Annotated in this window: 13 protein-coding genes and 2 tRNA genes; 10 read left to right on the top strand and 5 right to left on the bottom strand. The window is 68.1% G+C overall.

Annotated features, from left to right (window positions below):
- Positions 1 to 218: 218 nt before the first annotated feature.
- From gspE to C556_RS0107310, 3 genes are read right to left on the bottom strand one after another with little or no spacing between them, the layout of a single operon-like run.
- Positions 219 to 1,688: a type II secretion system ATPase GspE gene (gene gspE, locus C556_RS0107320; protein ID WP_018747588.1), complete on the bottom strand. Its 1,470-nt coding sequence runs from the start codon at positions 1,686 to 1,688 to the stop codon at positions 219 to 221.
- On the bottom strand, positions 1,685 to 3,835 hold the full coding sequence (gene gspD, locus C556_RS0107315; RefSeq protein WP_018747587.1) for a type II secretion system secretin GspD: 2,151 nt from the start codon (positions 3,833 to 3,835) through the stop codon (positions 1,685 to 1,687). The genes gspE and gspD overlap by 4 nt, the downstream gene beginning before the upstream one ends.
- Positions 3,836 to 3,845: 10 nt before the next feature.
- Positions 3,846 to 4,655 (bottom strand): type II secretion system protein N, encoded by an 810-nt coding sequence (locus C556_RS0107310; RefSeq protein WP_169338603.1) that lies wholly within the window; start codon positions 4,653 to 4,655, stop codon positions 3,846 to 3,848.
- Positions 4,656 to 4,934: 279 nt separating this feature from the next.
- Here C556_RS0107310 and C556_RS0107305 point away from each other — a divergent pair.
- Both C556_RS0107305 and C556_RS0107300 read left to right on the top strand, forming a co-directional pair.
- Positions 4,935 to 5,010 (top strand) — tRNA-Val (locus tag C556_RS0107305).
- Positions 5,011 to 5,047: 37 nt separating this feature from the next.
- A tRNA-Asp gene (locus tag C556_RS0107300) sits at positions 5,048 to 5,124 on the top strand.
- A 125-nt stretch (positions 5,125 to 5,249) separates the two neighbouring features.
- On the opposite strand, the gene C556_RS0107295 is transcribed toward C556_RS0107300, so the two are convergent.
- Positions 5,250 to 6,476 (bottom strand): SfnB family sulfur acquisition oxidoreductase, encoded by a 1,227-nt coding sequence (locus C556_RS0107295; RefSeq protein WP_018747585.1) that lies wholly within the window; start codon positions 6,474 to 6,476, stop codon positions 5,250 to 5,252.
- Positions 6,477 to 6,857: 381 nt separating this feature from the next.
- Between C556_RS0107295 and msuE the strand changes: the two genes are divergently transcribed.
- The 8 genes from msuE (at position 6,858) to C556_RS0107255 (ending at position 15,048) form a co-directional block, all read left to right on the top strand.
- On the top strand, positions 6,858 to 7,427 hold the full coding sequence (msuE, locus tag C556_RS0107290) for an FMN reductase (protein WP_018747584.1): 570 nt from the start codon (positions 6,858 to 6,860) through the stop codon (positions 7,425 to 7,427).
- A 32-nt stretch (positions 7,428 to 7,459) separates the two neighbouring features.
- Positions 7,460 to 8,548 (top strand): dimethylsulfone monooxygenase SfnG, encoded by a 1,089-nt coding sequence (sfnG, locus tag C556_RS0107285; RefSeq protein ID WP_018747583.1) that lies wholly within the window; start codon positions 7,460 to 7,462, stop codon positions 8,546 to 8,548.
- Between the two features lie 10 nt (positions 8,549 to 8,558).
- A complete protein-coding gene (locus C556_RS0107280) occupies positions 8,559 to 9,707 on the top strand; it encodes an AMP-binding protein (RefSeq protein ID WP_018747582.1) in 1,149 nt (382 codons plus the stop codon).
- A gap of 10 nt (positions 9,708 to 9,717) precedes the next feature.
- On the top strand, positions 9,718 to 10,497 hold the full coding sequence (locus C556_RS0107275; RefSeq protein WP_018747581.1) for an ABC transporter ATP-binding protein: 780 nt from the start codon (positions 9,718 to 9,720) through the stop codon (positions 10,495 to 10,497).
- Between the two features lie 219 nt (positions 10,498 to 10,716).
- The gene (locus tag C556_RS0107270) at positions 10,717 to 11,598 is read left to right on the top strand and encodes a branched-chain amino acid ABC transporter permease (RefSeq protein WP_018747580.1); all 882 of its coding nucleotides are present in this window, start codon (positions 10,717 to 10,719) and stop codon (positions 11,596 to 11,598) included.
- 27 nt (positions 11,599 to 11,625) lie between these two features.
- Positions 11,626 to 12,693 (top strand): branched-chain amino acid ABC transporter permease, encoded by a 1,068-nt coding sequence (locus C556_RS0107265; RefSeq protein ID WP_018747579.1) that lies wholly within the window; start codon positions 11,626 to 11,628, stop codon positions 12,691 to 12,693.
- A 186-nt stretch (positions 12,694 to 12,879) separates the two neighbouring features.
- Positions 12,880 to 14,202, top strand: a complete 1,323-nt coding sequence (locus C556_RS0107260) for an ABC transporter substrate-binding protein (RefSeq protein WP_018747578.1) — start codon at positions 12,880 to 12,882, stop codon at positions 14,200 to 14,202.
- Positions 14,203 to 14,301: 99 nt separating this feature from the next.
- Positions 14,302 to 15,048 carry an ABC transporter ATP-binding protein gene (locus tag C556_RS0107255; RefSeq protein WP_018747577.1) on the top strand — a complete coding sequence of 249 codons (747 nt, stop codon included), beginning with the start codon at positions 14,302 to 14,304 and terminating at the stop codon, positions 15,046 to 15,048.
- A gap of 34 nt (positions 15,049 to 15,082) precedes the next feature.
- On the opposite strand, the gene ribB is transcribed toward C556_RS0107255, so the two are convergent.
- Positions 15,083 to 15,733 (bottom strand): 3,4-dihydroxy-2-butanone-4-phosphate synthase, encoded by a 651-nt coding sequence (ribB, locus tag C556_RS19705; RefSeq protein WP_018747576.1) that lies wholly within the window; start codon positions 15,731 to 15,733, stop codon positions 15,083 to 15,085.
- Positions 15,734 to 15,744: the final 11 nt, after the last annotated feature.

Genomic DNA, 15,744 nt, shown 5'->3' with positions numbered 1-15,744 from the left:
TGAAGTAAGGGCGTAGTCTAGCGCTCAACGCTGCTCCGCTTGCCACCCCTCAGGGCGGGCCGGCAATCGGCATGGCTGGGCGTACGATCCCGAAGATCATCGCACCGATCGCAGACGGATGCACGTGGGGACCTACCTTATGGCGCAACGCAGATCCGCCGTGTCCGATGACTGCTGGCTCCCGCGCGACGCGGCGCCGACAGCCGGCATCGCGGCCGTTACGCGTCGCGCGTTACCCGCCAGATTTCCTCGAGCGTGGTATCGCCCGCCAGGATGCGGCGCACCCCGTCCTGCCGCAGGCTGAGCATGCCGTGCGCCAGCGCGTATTGCTTGATGTCCTGCTCCGCGGCCTGATTGTGGATCTTGCCGCGCAACGCTTCGTCGACCGTCAGCAGCTCGTAGACCCCCGTGCGGCCGCGATAGCCGTTGCCGTGGCAGACGGGGCAACCCACCGCGCGATACAGCGTCGCCGGGCCGGCAACGCCCATCGCCGCCAGTTCCGACGCATCCGCCGGATACGGCTCGCGGCATTCGGCGCAGAGCTGTCGGCCCAGGCGCTGCGCCAGCACCCCCAGCAGCGACGACGCCAGCAGGAACGGCTCGATGCCCATGTCGGTCAGCCGCGTCACCGCGCTGGCCGCGTCGTTGGTGTGCAGCGTCGCCAGCACCAGGTGGCCGGTCAGCGACGCCTGCACCGCGATCTGCGCGGTTTCCAGATCGCGGATCTCGCCGATCATGATCACGTCCGGGTCCTGGCGCAGGATGGCGCGCAAGGCGCGCGAAAAACTCATGTCGATGCGCGGGTTCACCTGGGTCTGGCCGACGCCGTCCAGGTCGTATTCGATCGGATCCTCCACCGTCATGATGTTGCTGGTGGTGGCATCCATGCGCGACAGCGCGGCGTAGAGGGTGGTGGTCTTGCCCGAGCCGGTGGGGCCCGTCACCAGGATGATGCCGTGCGGCTGCGCCAGCAGTTCCTCCAGCCGCGCCAGCGTATCGCCGGGCATGCCCAGCTTTTCCAGATTCAGGCGGCCGGCGGATTTGTCCAGCAGGCGCAGCACCGCGCGCTCGCCGTGGCCGGTGGGCAGGGTGGACACCCGCACGTCCACCGGGCGGCCGGCGACGCGCAGCGTGATGCGGCCATCCTGCGGCAGGCGCTTCTCGGCGATGTCGAGACCGGCCATCACCTTGATCCGCGACACCAGCGCGGCGTGCAGTGCCCGCTTGGGCTCGATCACGTCGCGCAGCTGGCCATCGACCCGGAAGCGCACCACCGAGCGCGTCTCGAACGGCTCGATATGCAGGTCGGAGGCATTCTCGCGCAGCGCCTCGGTCAGCAGCGCGTTGATCAGGCGGATGATGGGCGCGTCGTCCGCGGCCTCCATCAGGTCCTCGACCTCGGGGATATCCTGCGCCAGGCGCGACAGGTCGAGATCGTCTTCCAGGTCGCCCACCACGGTGGCGCTGCCGCCGCGCTCGCCGTCGCTGAACAGCGCGGTGATGCGCGCGTCGTACTCGGCCGCCTCCAGCACCGTCACGTTCAGCGGCTGCCCCGCCGCGCGGCGCAGTTCGGACAACGCCGACAGATCGCCGCCGCGCTTCATCAGCACATCGAGCGACCCATCGGCCGCCGCGAGGTCCACCACCCCGCGATCGCGGGCGAAGTGGTAGGGAACCAGTCGGCTCATTGCACCACCGCAGCGGCCGGCGCGGAGGCGTCCGGCACGCCGGGCGTCGCGGCCGGCGCCGGATCGACCGGGAACGGACCGGGCGCCGGCAGGTTGGCCGGCAGGTGCACCTTGGGCAGCGTCGGCAGCAGCAGGTGATCGGGGATCTGGAAGCCTTCCTGCTGGGTTTTCAGGTACTGGTAGCGCGAATTGGACAACGCCTCGCTGGCCTTGCCGTCACGCAGGATGTACGGCCGCAGGAAAATCATCAGGTTGGTCTTCTGCCAATCGCGCGATTCGTAGCGGAACAACTGGCCCAGGCCGGGGATGTCGCCCAGCCCCGGCACGCGCGATTGCCCGTTGGACAGGCGATCCTCGATCAGCCCGCCCAGCACCAGGATCTGGCCGTCGTCCACCAGCACCCGCGACTCGATCGCGCGCTTGCTGGTGGCGATGCCGGCGCCATCGGTCTGCACCGTGTTGTCGATGTTCGACACCTCCTGGTACACGCTCAGCGTGATGCTGCCGCCCTCGGACACCTGCGGCTTCACCTTCAGCGTGATACCGATGTCCTCGCGCTCCACCGTGGTGAACGGATTGGGGTTGCTGCCGGTGGAGGACTGGGTGCCGGTGATGATGGGGATGTTCTGCCCCACCATGATCTTCGCCTCTTCGTTGTCCAGCGTGATGAGGTTGGGCGTGGACAGGATGTTGGCGTTGCCGCTGCGTTGCAACGCGGTGGCCAGCACGCCCAGCGTCGGCGTCTCGCCCTTGAGCGGGTTGGCGTTGAGCACGCCGATGTTGAAGCCGGACGGCACGGTCGGCGTGCCGGCGATGATGCTGTTGGCGATGTTGGCCAGGTTGTTGGCCGCGGTGGCCGGCGCCAGCGCCGACATGCCGACGCCGACGATGTTGCTGCCCCCGCCCAGCACCCACTGGATGCCGAATTCGCCGGTCTTGGTGACGTTCACCTCGGCGATCATCGCCTCGATGTAGACCTGGGCGCGACGCACGTCGAGCTTGTCCACCACCGAGCGCAGGTTGTTGTAGATGTTGTCCGGGGCCGTGATGATCAGCGAGTTGGTCATCGGGTCGGCCTGGATCATCACCGTGGCGCCGCCCAGCTGTACGCTGGTCGCCACCGACTGCGCCGTGGCGCCGCCGGTGCTGGTGCTGGCGCCGGTCGCCGACAGATTCAGCGTATTGCCGCCGGTGGTGACGCCGCCGCCGGACGAACTGGTCGGGGTGGACGACAGACCACTGCCCGACGAGGCGTTGCCGCTGTCCTGCCCGGTGAGGATGCCCTTGAGCGTGTTGGCCAGCTTCACCGCTTCGGCATTGCGCAGGTAGATCACGTGGATGTTGCCGCCGGCCGCGCCGGGCTGGTCCAGCGTCTCCACCAGGCGGCGGATCTGCTGCGCGTGGACGGCCGTCTCGGCGCGCACCAGCAGCGCGTTGCTGCGGATGTCCGCCACCACCGCGCTGCGCCGCACGCCCTCGGGGATCGGCGTCGGCGGGTTCACGCCCTGCACGTTGACCTCGGGCAGCAGCCGCGCCAGCGTCTGCGCCACATCCACGGCGGACGCGTACTTCAGCGTGACCGGGAACACGTCCAGGCTGGGGGCCTGATCGATGCTCTCGATCACCCGGTTCAGGCGCTGGATGTTGTCGGCGTAGTCGGTGATCACCAGCGTGTTGCCGGCCGGATACGCCGCGATGGCGTTGTTCGGCGTGATCAGCGGCCGCAGGATCGGCACCAGCTGGCTGGCCGATTCGTACTTCAGCGGATACACCTGGGTGACGATGCGGTCGCCCGCCACCTTGGAGCCGGGCTTGGTGGTCACGCTGTAGTTCTGCTTGGCGTCGGCCTCGGGCACCACCTTGACCACCCCGCCGGCCTCCACCGTGGCGAACCCCTGCTGCCGCAGCGCGGACAACAGGATGGGATAGACCTGGCTCTTCTTCACCGGCTGGGTGGAGACGATGTTCACCGTGCCCTTCACCCGCGGGTCGAGGACGAAGTTGCGCCCGGTGATCATCCCCACGGCCTTGATGGTCGATTCGAGATCGGCGTTGACGAAATTGAGCGTCACCTCGTCGTCCGCGGCCGGCGCGGGGCCGGCGGCGAACAGCGCAAGGGCGAGCACGAGCGGGCGCAAGCGGATCATGGCGTACCGTTCATGGTTGGATTTGATATTGCAGGACCACCAGGCCGCCGTTGCGGACGACTTCGAGCGTGACCTGGCTGGTTTGACTGAACTGACTGTACACGAGCGACATGTCGGCGGTATCGCCGAGCGGCCGGCCGTTGGCGCGCTTGAGAATATCGCCGTCCTGCAATTGCAGCACCTCGGCGAACGGCTGCTGCCGCGCATTGGAGATGAAGATGCCCCCATCGGGCGCGTTGGCGAGGCCCTTCGACCAGTCGGCGATATTCATGTTCTGCATCGCATCGGCCATCACGCCGCGCGTCACCTTCATCTGCTGCGCCGGGCCGGAGGGCGACTGCGGCGCCACCGCGACCACGTCCGGCGGCTGCGGCGCGCCGATGCCGGGCATGGCCTTGTCCAGGCCCTCCAGCGGCACTTCCTCGATGCGACCGTGGTTGTCGATGCGCGCGCGGTCGCGCTCCACCGCCAACAGCTTGACGCCATCCTGCAGCGTATCGCCGGGGCGCGCGGCCAGCGGGCCGGCGCCAAAGCCGGTGAAGATCGCCGCGCTGAAGCCCTCGCCCCCGGCGATCACCGCCAGCAGCTTGGCCGACAGCGTGGTGGCCGTGGCGCTGGTCGCGGCATTGCCGAACCAGTTGGGCGCATTGCTCCAGGCAAACGCCTGCTGCGCCGGCGGTGCCGGCGGCTGCGTCAGGCGCAGATCGGGCGACGGCGGCGCCGCCACGCGCCACAACAGGCCGGCCGCGACCCAGGCCAGCGCCGCCACCAGCACGACCTCCGCCCCGCGAACGAGACGCGCGGTCGGGATACGTGGCAATTTCTGAATTCTCACTTGGCGCAGCGCTGTCGGCAAAAGCGGTATTTATACCTCAACGACGGAAAGCTTGCCCATCGGCGGCATGTTTCAGCCACCGATACGCCACAGCCCCCGCGGTCGCGCCTCCCTTCGTTTTCCGCTGACACCACGCCACCGGAACTCCTCGATTCATGCCGTAAGCATACCTATCCGACCGCGCAAAACGGGCCCCGAAAAAACTTTCGGCGAGTCGTTGACACCCCCAAAAGCCCGTGATTAAATGCGGCCTCTTTCGACGGCGGGTGGTTAGCTCAGTTGGTAGAGCGTCTGCCTTACAAGCAGAATGTCGGCGGTTCGATCCCGTCACCACCCACCAGCAGCTGCGGCTGCCGGGTTGTCGAAAACACCGCTGCGGAGCGGTAGTTCAGTTGGTTAGAATACCGGCCTGTCACGCCGGGGGTCGCGGGTTCGAGTCCCGTCCGCTCCGCCAAAATTTCACAATAAAGCCCTGATTCGTCAGGGCTTTATTGTTTTCTGCCTTCCGGGCCCGCCTCTGCGGGCCCGACTGCTTTCGGCGTCACCCGTCCGTACGCGATGCCGCCGGGAGCGTGGCGCCTACAGCCACGGATGGCGCGGCGGGAACACGCCGTTCAGGTGGTAATTGCCCACGTGGTGGTACTTCCAGCGCACCGGATCATGCAACGTGTGGGTACGCGCGTTGCGCCAGTGGCGATCCAGATTGAACTGGTTCAGCGTCGAGCGCGTGCCGGCCAGCTCGAACAGCTTGCTGCCGGCGAGCACCGCGGTCTCGGTGCTCAGCACCTTGGCCTCGGCGACGGCGATCTGCGCGGCAGCGACGTTGGCCTCGGTCGGCTCGGCCTGCGCCAGGTCGATCGCCTCGCCGGCGCGGCGCAGCAGCGCATCGGTGGCATGCACCCGGATGGTCAGGTCGCCGATCTCGCGGATGATCAGCGGGTCCTCGTAGCCGTGCTCGACCTCGCTGTCGATCCACGGCCGGGTGTGCTGGCGCACGAAGGCGATGGTGTCGTTCAGCGCGGCGTGGGCGATGCCGGCATCGACGGCGGCCTGGATGATCTGCGCGATCGGGCCCATCACCGTCGGCCGGTCGAACGCCAGGTGATGCGGCAGCACGTATTCGCGCGGCACGAAGATGTTCTCCAGCAAGGTGGTGCCGCTGGCCGTGGTGCGCTGGCCGAAGCTCGACCAGTCGTCGATCACCGTCAGCCCCTTGCTGCCCTTCTCCACGAACGCCACCACCGTTTCGTCGTGCTCGTTCTTGGCCACCACCGGCACCCAGTCGGCCAACAGCGCGCCGCTGGAATAGAACTTCTTGCCCGACAGCACATAGCCGCCCTCGGTGGGCGTCAGGCGCGTCTGCACGTCGTTCACGCTGCGGGTGCCAATCTCGGAAAACGCGTTGCCGAAGCGCACGCCGTCGAGCACCAGCTTGAAGAAGTGCTGCTTCTGCCAGTCGCTGCCGTCCAGCCGCAGGCCCTCGACCATATACAGATGGTTCTGCGGGATCTGGCCGATGCTGGGGTCGGCTTCGGAGATGATCTTCACCACCTCGGCCAGCGTCACGTTGGAGACGAAGGCGCCGCCGTATTCCCTGGGCACGGTGATGCCCCACAGGCCGCTTTGCGAATAGCGGTCCAGCTCGGCGCGCGGCAGGCGGCGCTCGGCATCGCGTTGCGCGGCCTCCTGGCGGAACTCCGCCGCCAGTTCGTGGGCGATGGCGATCGCTTCGGCGTCGTCGCGGATCAGGTGAGCGGCCGGCCGGGCGGCGGCCACCGGAGCGGAGGGTTGGGCAAGTTCGGACATCGGTGGACTTCCTCTGGAAAGAATGCCGCGGTAAAGGCCGCGGTCCGCAGCAGGAAATGCACACTTCATGCCATCAAACCATCCCTTTGATTTGAAAGAAAAAATCAAAAACCCGTCGCCGGAACGACGAGTGGGCCCGCAGCGAGTTGCTGCAACGTTGCTGCTCCACCAGCACCGCCCGCCGCCCGTTTGCTCCCACCCTGCCCGCCCGGCCGCTCACTGCTGCACCAGCAGCAACCCAGCAGCACGGTGCAGCAGGCGCAACATGCAGGTCACCGTCCAGCCACACCCAATGCATTGATAAATATAGAAAAACAGCTTTGGCACGCTTAGTGCTCATAGAGAGCCGGCAACAACCGGCAATCCCGCCCAGAGGACACTATGAGCAAGAAACTGAACGTGGTCGCCGTGACCGGCAGCCTGCAACGCCCGTCGCGCACCCTGGCCCTCACCGAGGCCATCCTGGCCCAGCTGACCGAGCACATCCCGGTGGAGATCCGGCTGATCGAGCTGGGCGAGATCGGCCCGTCGCTCGCCGGCGCGCTGCGACGCGACCAGTTGCCGGTGAGCGTGGCCGAGGATATCCGCGCCATCGAGACCGCCGACCTGCTGGTGGTGGCGACTCCCGTCTACCGCGCGTCCTTCACCGGCCTGTTCAAGCACCTGTTCGACTTCGTCCATCACGAGGCGCTGACCAACGTGCCGGTGCTGCTGGCGGCCACCGGCGGCAGCGATCGCCACGCCCTGGTCATCGATCACCAGCTGCGCCCGCTGTTCTCGTTCTTCCAGGCGCTGACGCTGCCGGTCGGCGTCTACGGCGCCGAGCGCGAGTTCAGCGACTACCGCATCGCCGACGACGCCTTGCGGGCACGCATCGCCCTGGCGGTGAAGCGCGCGCTGCCGCTGCTTTCCCATCGCGACGCGGCGATTCCCGCCGCCGTCGCGGCCTGAATCCACAGCCTTTCACACACAGGAACCTCCCCATGAGCCAGATCAAGTTCGCCTATTGGGTCCCCAACGTCAGCGGCGGCCTCGTCGTCAGCAAGATCGAGCAGCGCACCAGCTGGGACATCGACTACAACCGCAAGCTGGCGCAGCTGGCCGAGGCCAACGGCTTCGACTACGCGCTGAGCCAGATCCGCTTCACCGCCGGCTACGGCGCCGAGTTCCAGCACGAGCCGGTGGCGTTCTCGCATGCGCTGCTGGCCGCCACCACCAGGCTCAAGGTGATCGCCGCCATCCTGCCCGGCCCGTGGAACCCGGCCGTCGCCGCCAAGCAGATCGCCACCATCGACCAGCTCAGCGGCGGCCGCGTCGCGGTCAACATCGTCTCCGGCTGGTTCAAGGGCGAATTCCAGGCCATCGGCGAGCCGTGGCTGGAGCACGACGAGCGCTATCGCCGCTCCGAGGAATTCATCCGCGCGCTCAAGGGCATCTGGACCAGCGACAGCTTCAGCTTCCGCGGCGACTTCTATCGCTTCAGCGACTACACGCTCAAGCCCAAGCCATTGCAGCAGCCGCACCCGGAGATCTTCCAGGGCGGCAGCTCACGCGCCGCGCGCGACATGGCGTCGCGCGTGTCCGACTGGTACTTCACCAACGGCAATACCGTCGAAGGGATCAAGGCACAGATCGACGACATCCGCGCCAAGGCCGCCGCCAACCAGCACAGCGTCAAGATCGGAGTGAACGCCTTCGTCATCGCCCGCGAGACCGAGGAAGAAGCGCGCGCCGTACTGGCCGAGATCATCGAAAAAGCCGACCCGGAAGCCGTCAACGCCTTCGGCGACGCGGTGAAACAGGCCGGCAAGGCCAGCCCCGAGGGCGAAGGCAACTGGGCCAAATCCACCTTCGAGGATCTGGTGCAGTACAACGACGGCTTCAAGACCAACCTGATCGGCACGCCGCGCCAGATCGCCGAGCGCATCGTCGCGCTGAAGGCGGTGGGCGTCGACCTGATCCTGACCGGCTTCCTGCATTACCACGAGGAAGTGGTCTACTTCGGCCAGCAGGTGCTGCCGCTGGTGCGCGAGCTGGAAGCGCGGCAGGCCACCGAAGCCGTGGCAGCCTGAGGCCGCGCGCATGGACCACCCCGCGCCCGCCACCCTGCCCGACCACCTGCTTGCCCAGGCCCGCCGCCGAGGCGCGGCGATCGCTCTGCGTCACAAGCGGCTGGGCATCTGGCAGGCCCGCCGCTGGCGCGAACTGGCCAACGAAACGACGCGGCTGGCGGGCGCGCTCGCCACGGCCGGCTTCGGCGCCGGCGACGCGCTGGTGCTGCTGACGCAGCCGCGCCCCGAGGCATTGCTGCTGTCGCTGGCCGCGCAATGGCTGGGCGGCGTGGCGGTGCCGCTGGATCCGGACCAGCCCGACGCCGCGCTGCAAGCGTTGTTGCGGCAGCTGGCGCCGCGCCACCTGTTCGTCGAGGACGAAACCCAGTGGCGACGCGTGAGCCACGATGGCTACCACCTGGCCATCTATGGCGACGCGCGCGGCCTGGCCGGCATCGCCGGGTGGACCGCCTACGCGGCGCTCGACGGCGGCCCCGCCCCGGCCGAACCGCGGGCGCGTCCGACGCAGCCGGCCTTCGCCTTCTACCGGGTGCAGGCCGACGGCGCCATCGAGCGTCAGGCCATCGCCCATGCCGAACTGTTGCAGGAAGGCGTGCGCCTGGTCGCGGCCGAAGGGTTGACCGAGCACGAGGAAGCGCTGGCGGCGCGCGCCTTCGCCGCCGGCGGCCAGGCGCGCTACCTGCTGGCGCCGTGGCTGCTGGCGGGGTTTCGCCTCAACTTCCCGGAAAGCACCGCCACGCGCGACCAGGATCGACGCGAACTCGGCCCGACGCTGGTCGCCGGCACGCGCGAAACCTGGGGCCGGCTCGCCGATCAGGTGCAGCAACGCCTGCCGTTGCCCGGCTCGCTGCGCCGCCGGCTGGTCGATACCGCGCTCGCGCCGCCGCGCGGCTGGCCCGGCCGGCTGTGGCACGGCATCGCCGGCTACTGGCTGGTGCGCCGCCCGCTGCGCGACGTGCTGGGGCTGACCCGCACCCGCGTGCCGCTGCTAGTGGGCGAACCGCTGACCGAGCCCGCCGCCCGCCTGCTGGCGCAACTGGGCGTGACGGTGCGCGGCTGGCCGGACCCGGCGCAGTGGCAGGGCGCCACCGGCCCCGCAGTCCATGTCACCGGCTGGCAGGCGCCCGATTACGGCGCGGCGCTGCCGCAACCCGGTTGAGGTATTGAAGATGACCGAGATTTCATCCCCGCTGCTGCGCCTGGAGGGCATTTCGCTCTCGTTCAAGGGCGTGAAGGCGATCAGCGACATCAGCTTCGACGTGGCGCGCGGCCGCATCACCGCGCTGATCGGCCCCAACGGCGCCGGCAAGAGTTCGCTGCTCAACGTGATCAACGGCGTGTACCGGCCGCAGGCGGGGCGCATCGTGTTCGACGGCGAGGTGCGCCGGCGCATGGACCCGCATCGCGCGGCGGTGCGCGGCATCGCCCGCACCTTCCAGAACATCGCCCTGTTCAAGGGCATGAGCGTGCTCGACAACGTGCTGACCGGCCGCAACCTCAAGCGCCGCAGCAGCTGGCTGGAGCAGGCGCTGCGCATCGGCCGCGCCCCGGCCGAGGACGACGCGCAACGGCGACGCGCCGAGGAGGTGATCGCCTTCCTGCACCTGCAACCGTGGCGCCACACGCTGGTGAGCAAACTGCCCTACGGCCTGCAAAAGCGCGTGGAACTGGCGCGGGCGCTGGCGGCCGAGCCCAAGCTGCTGCTGCTCGACGAGCCGATGGCCGGGATGAACGCCGAGGAAAAACGCGAAATGAGCCGCTTCGTCGCCGACGTCAATCGCGAGTTCGGCACCACGGTGGTGTTGATCGAGCACGACATCGGCGTGGTGATGAACCTGTCCGACCACGTGGTGGTGCTCGATTACGGCCGCAAGATCGGCGACGGCCCGCCCGACGAGGTACGCCGCAATCCCGAGGTGATCGCCGCATACCTCGGCACCCGCCACTAGGAGCCACCGACAAAACCCTCCTGGCTGCGTCGTGCTTACTTGTCGTACGACTTGTACTGCCTGCGACCGAAGGAAGTCCGGTTTATCGCCGTTCAGGACGTTTCGCACTTCTTGCCAGGACCGCTTCGCTGGGTTTTGTCAGCGGCTCCAACCCGCCGGTTTCCCCTGCACCGACCGTGTCACCGCGGCCGGCAGGGCCCGGCTTGCCTGGAGCAACGTATGGATTTCTTTCTGGAAGTACTGACCGGCGGCCTGTTGGCCGGGGTGATGTATTCGCTGGTCGCCATCGGCTTCGTGCTGATCTACAAGGCGTCGGGCGTATTCAATTTCGCCCAGGGCGCGATGGTGCTGTTCGCCGCGCTCACCTTCGTCAGCCTGGTCGAGCGTGGCGTGCCGTTCTGGGGCGCGTTCGCGCTGACACTGGCCGCCATGGTGGCGCTGGCGCTCTTGATCGAGCGCGCGGTGCTGCGCCCGCTGGTGAACCGCTCGCCGATCACCCTGTTCATGGCCACGCTGGGGCTGTCCTACGTGATCGAGGGCGCGGCGCAGGCGCTGTGGGGCGCGCAGGTGCACGGGCTGGACCTCGGCATCGCCGACGAGCCGCTGGAGTTGGGCGGCATGCTGCTGTCGCAGTTCGACCTGTTCGCCGCCGGCACCGCCGCGCTGCTGGTCGCCCTGCTGTCCTTCCTGTTCAACCGCACCCGGCTCGGCCTGTCGCTGCGCGCGGTGGCCGACGATGCGCTCGGCGCGCTCGCCGTCGGCATCCGCCTGCCGCGCATCTGGGCCGTGGTGTGGGCGGTGGCCGGCTTCGTCGGGCTGGTCGCCGGCCTGCTGTGGGGCGCCCGGCTGGGCGTGCAGTTCTCGCTGTCGCTGGTGGTGCTGAAAGCCTTGCCGGTGCTGATCATCGGCGGCTTCACCTCGATGACCGGCGCCATCGTCGGCGGGCTGATCGTCGGCGCCGGCGAAAAGCTGGCCGAGGTCTATCTCGGGCCGCTGGTGGGCGGCGGCATCGAGAACTGGTTTCCCTACGCGCTGGCGCTGCTGTTCCTGCTGGTGCGCCCGGCCGGCCTGTTCGGCGAGCGCGCCATCGAGCGGGTCTGACCCAACGAGAAGACATCGGAGCCAACCATGTTCTACACCGAAGCCGGCCAGTTCAGCGGCCACTACCGCGCCGATCGCCGCCTGTTCCGCCTGCGGCAGGATCGCTACGCGCTCTACGCACTGCTGTTGTTCGCATTCGCCGTCGTCCCGGCCATCGGCTCGGACTACTGGCTGAACGCCATCCTGATCCCGTTCCTGGTGCTGTCGCTGGCCGGCCTGGGGCTCAACCTGCTGACCGGCTACGCCGGGCAGCTGTCGCTGGGCTCGGCCGCCTTCATGGCCGTCGGCGCCTTCGCCACCTACAACCTGGCGCTGCGCGTGCCCGGCCTGCCGCTGCTGGTCGGCATCGCGCTCGGCGGCGTGTTCGCCGCGGCCGCGTCGGTGCTGTTCGGCCTGCCCAGCCTGCGCATCAAGGGCTTTTACCTGCTGGTGTCGACGCTGGCCGCGCAGTTCTTCGTGCAGTGGCTGTTCACCAAGGTGAGCTGGTTCTCCAACGACAGCGCCTCCGGCGTGATCACCGCGCCGCCACTGCGGATCGCCGGCCACGATCTGTCGAACCCGGCCGGGCGCTATCTGCTGACGCTGGGCTTCGTGGTGGCGCTGACGCTGCTGGCGCGCAACGTGGTGAAGAGCGAGCTGGGCCGCAACTGGATGGCGGTGCGCGACATGGATACCGCCGCCGCGGTGATCGGCATTCCGCTGGCGCGCACCAAGCTGCTGGCGTTCGCGCTGAGCGGCTTCATCCTCGGCGTGGCCGGCGCGCTGTGGGCGTTCACCTACCTGGGCACGGTGGAGCCGCACGGCTTCGATCTCAGCCGATCATTCCAGGTGCTGTTCATCATCATCATCGGCGGCCTCGGCAGCATCGCCGGCAACTTCCTCGGCGCGGCCTTCATCGTGCTGCTGCCCATCGGCCTGTCGCTGCTCTCGGGCCTGCTGCCCCCCGGCGTGATCGACGCGGGCCAGCTGGAGAACCTGCAGAAGATCGTGTTCGGCCTGCTGATCATCGGCTTTCTGATCAAGGAGCCGGAAGGGCTCGCCCGGCTATGGCAGCAGTTGCGTGAGAGGGCCCGCGTCTGGCCACTGCGTTACTGAGCGCGGCCAACAAAACCCTCCTGGCGGCGTCGCGCGAACTTGCCGTACTTACACGTACTGTCTGCGTTTCGCGCTTCTTGCCAGGACCGCTTCGCTGGGTTTTGTTGGCCGCTTTGAGTAATCACCCCTTTCCCCCAAAGCATCAGCCGCGCCACAGCGGCAACCTCAACCACAGGGAGTATCACCATGAAGCACGCAACCTTCCGCCGCGTCGCGGCACTGCTCGTCGCGGGCCTGCTGGCCGGCGGCGCCCACGCGGCCAACGAGCAATATTTCCCGCTGCAAAGCTACCGCGTCGGCCCCTACGCCGCCGGCGGCACCGGCTTTTTCGGCGGGTTCATCGATTACCTGCAGTACGTCAACGCCAAGGGCGGGGTGAATGGCGTCAAGCTCACCTGGAGCGAATGCGAGACCGAATACGTGGTCGAGAAAGGCGTCGAGTGCTACGAGCGGCTGAAGAAAGGCCTGAACGGCGCGCCGGCCGCCGCCACCAATCCGCTGTCGGTGGGCATCGCCTACGCCACGCTCGATCGCTCCACCGCCGACAAGCTGCCGCTGATCACCATCAACCACGGCCGCACCGATTCCACCGACGGCAGCGTGTTCCCCTATGTGTTCCCGTTGCAGCTCAACCCGTATTCCGAGGTGTCGGCCATCGTGAACTACATCGGCCAGAAATCGGGCGGGCTGGATAAGCTCAAGGGCAAGAAGATCGTCACGCTGTACCACGGCTCGCCCTACGGCAAGGAGACCAACCCCATCCTGGAACTGCTGGCGAAGAAGTACGGCTTCGAGTTGACGCTGATCGAAGTGCCGCACCCGGGCAACGAACAGCAATCGCAGTGGCTGAACATCCGCCGCATCAAGCCGGACTGGGTGATCCTGCGCGGCTGGGGCGTGATGAACCCGGTGGCGCTCAAGACCGCCAAGAAGACCGGCTTCCCGGTCGATCACATCATCGGCAACATCTGGAGCAATTCCGAGGATGACGCCGCCCCCGCCGGCGACGCCGCCAAGGGCTACATCTCGATCACCACGCATCCGTCGGGCACGCAGTTCCCGGTGCTGCAAGACATCAAGAAGACGGTGATCGACGCCGGCAAGGGCAACCTGGCCGATCCCAAGCGCTTCGGCAACGTCTACTACAACCTGGGCGTGGTCAACGGCATCCTCAACGTCGAGGCGGTGCGCCTGGCGCAAGCCAAGTACGGCAAGAAGCCGCTCACCGGCGAACAGGTGCGCTGGGGCTTCGAGCATCTGAACCTGGACGACAAGCGCCTGAAGGAGCTGGGCGCCTACGGCCTGGTGCAGCCGCTCAAGCTGTCTTGCGCCGACCACGAGGGCGGCGGCGCGGTGCGCTTCCAGCAATGGGACGGCAGCAAGTGGAACGTGATCTCCGACTGGGTGCAGGCCGACCGCAAGCTGCTGCGGCCGATCATCGAGGAATCGTCGAAGAAGTACGCGAAAGAAAAGGGCATCACGCCGCGCGATTGCAGCAAGGAGAGTTAAGAGCAAAACCCTTCTGGCTGCGCTGGGTTTTGTCGATGATGCCCAGCCGCCCACGGCGGGTCGCGACGCGACCCGCCTTTTTCACCCCTGGAGCAAGACATGCCCCTGCTCGAACTGGAACAGATCGAAGTCATCTACGAGAACGTGATCCTCGCCGTGCGCGGCGTGTCGCTGTCGGTGGAGCAAGGCCGGATCGTGGCGCTGCTGGGCGCCAACGGCGCCGGCAAGAGCACCACGCTCAAGGCCGTCTCCGGCCTGGTGCGCGCCGAGCGCGGCGAGGTGGTGCGCGGCCGGGTGCGCCTCAGCGGCCAGGACATCACCGGCGCCGATCCGGCCCGGCTCGCGGCCGCCGGGCTGGTGCAGGTGCTGGAAGGCCGCCATTGCTTCGGCCATCTCACGGTCGAGGACAACCTGAAGACCGGCGCCTTCCTGCGGCGACCGTCGCGCGGCGAGCTGGCGACCGACCTGGAACGCATCTACCAGTACTTCCCGCGGCTCAGGACACGGCGACGCAGCCTCGCCGGCTACACCTCGGGCGGCGAGCAGCAGATGATCGCCATCGGCCGCGCGCTGATGGCCCGGCCGCGCCTGGTGCTGCTGGACGAACCGTCGATGGGCCTGGCGCCGCAGATCGTCGAGGAGATCTTCGAGATCGTGCATGCGCTCAACCGCGACGAAGGCGTGAGCTTTCTGCTGGCCGAGCAGAACGCCGCCGTCGCGCTGCGCTATGCGGACTACGGCTACGTGCTGGAAAACGGCGTGATCGCCGCGCACGACAGCGCCCAGGCGCTGGCCGGACACCAGGACCTGCACGCCTTCTACCTGGGCGGCGCCCAGGCCGCATGACGCACACGGGCGGCCTTGCGGCCGCCCGTTCCCGTCAGGCCACGGCCTGGAGCACGCGCTCGTCGGACGCCTGCAACCGCAGCCGGTACGCCACCAGCGCGGCGATGCTGACGATGGGCAGGCCGTGGCGCCGCGCAAAGCGGAACAACGCCGGCCGCCGCGCCATGCTGCCGTCGTCGTCGACGATCTCGCACAGCACGCCGGCGGGCGCGCGCCCGGCCAGCGCCGCCAGATCGAGCGCCGCCTCGGTATGGCCGCGCCGCCGCAGCACGCCGCCTTCGCGATAGCGCAGCGGGAACACGTGGCCGGGGCGGGCGAAATCGTCGGCGCCGATGGCGGGATCGGCCAGCGCGCGCAGCGTCGCCGCCCGATCCGCCGCGCTGATCCCGGTACTGGTGCCGTGGCGGTAATCGACGCTGACGGTGAACGCGGTGGCGTGCGATTCGCTGTTGTCCGCCACCATCAGCGGCAGGCGCAATTCATCCAGCCGCTCCGGCGGCAAGGCCACGCACACCACGCCGCTGCTGTGACGCACCAGGAAGGCCATCTGCCCGGTGGTGATGGCGTCGGCGGCAATGATCAGGTCGCCTTCGTTCTCGCGGTCGGTATCGTCCACCACCACCACGAAGCCGCCGGCCGCGATGGCGGCGACGGCGGTGTCGATCTCGTCGAAACACTGGTTCATGTCGGCTCCGG

Origin of the sequence: Chitiniphilus shinanonensis DSM 23277 (assembly GCF_000374805.1) — a bacterium.
Taxonomy (GTDB): Bacteria; Pseudomonadota; Gammaproteobacteria; order Burkholderiales; family Chitinibacteraceae; genus Chitiniphilus; species Chitiniphilus shinanonensis.
This window is presented reverse-complemented; position numbering and strand designations above follow the sequence as displayed.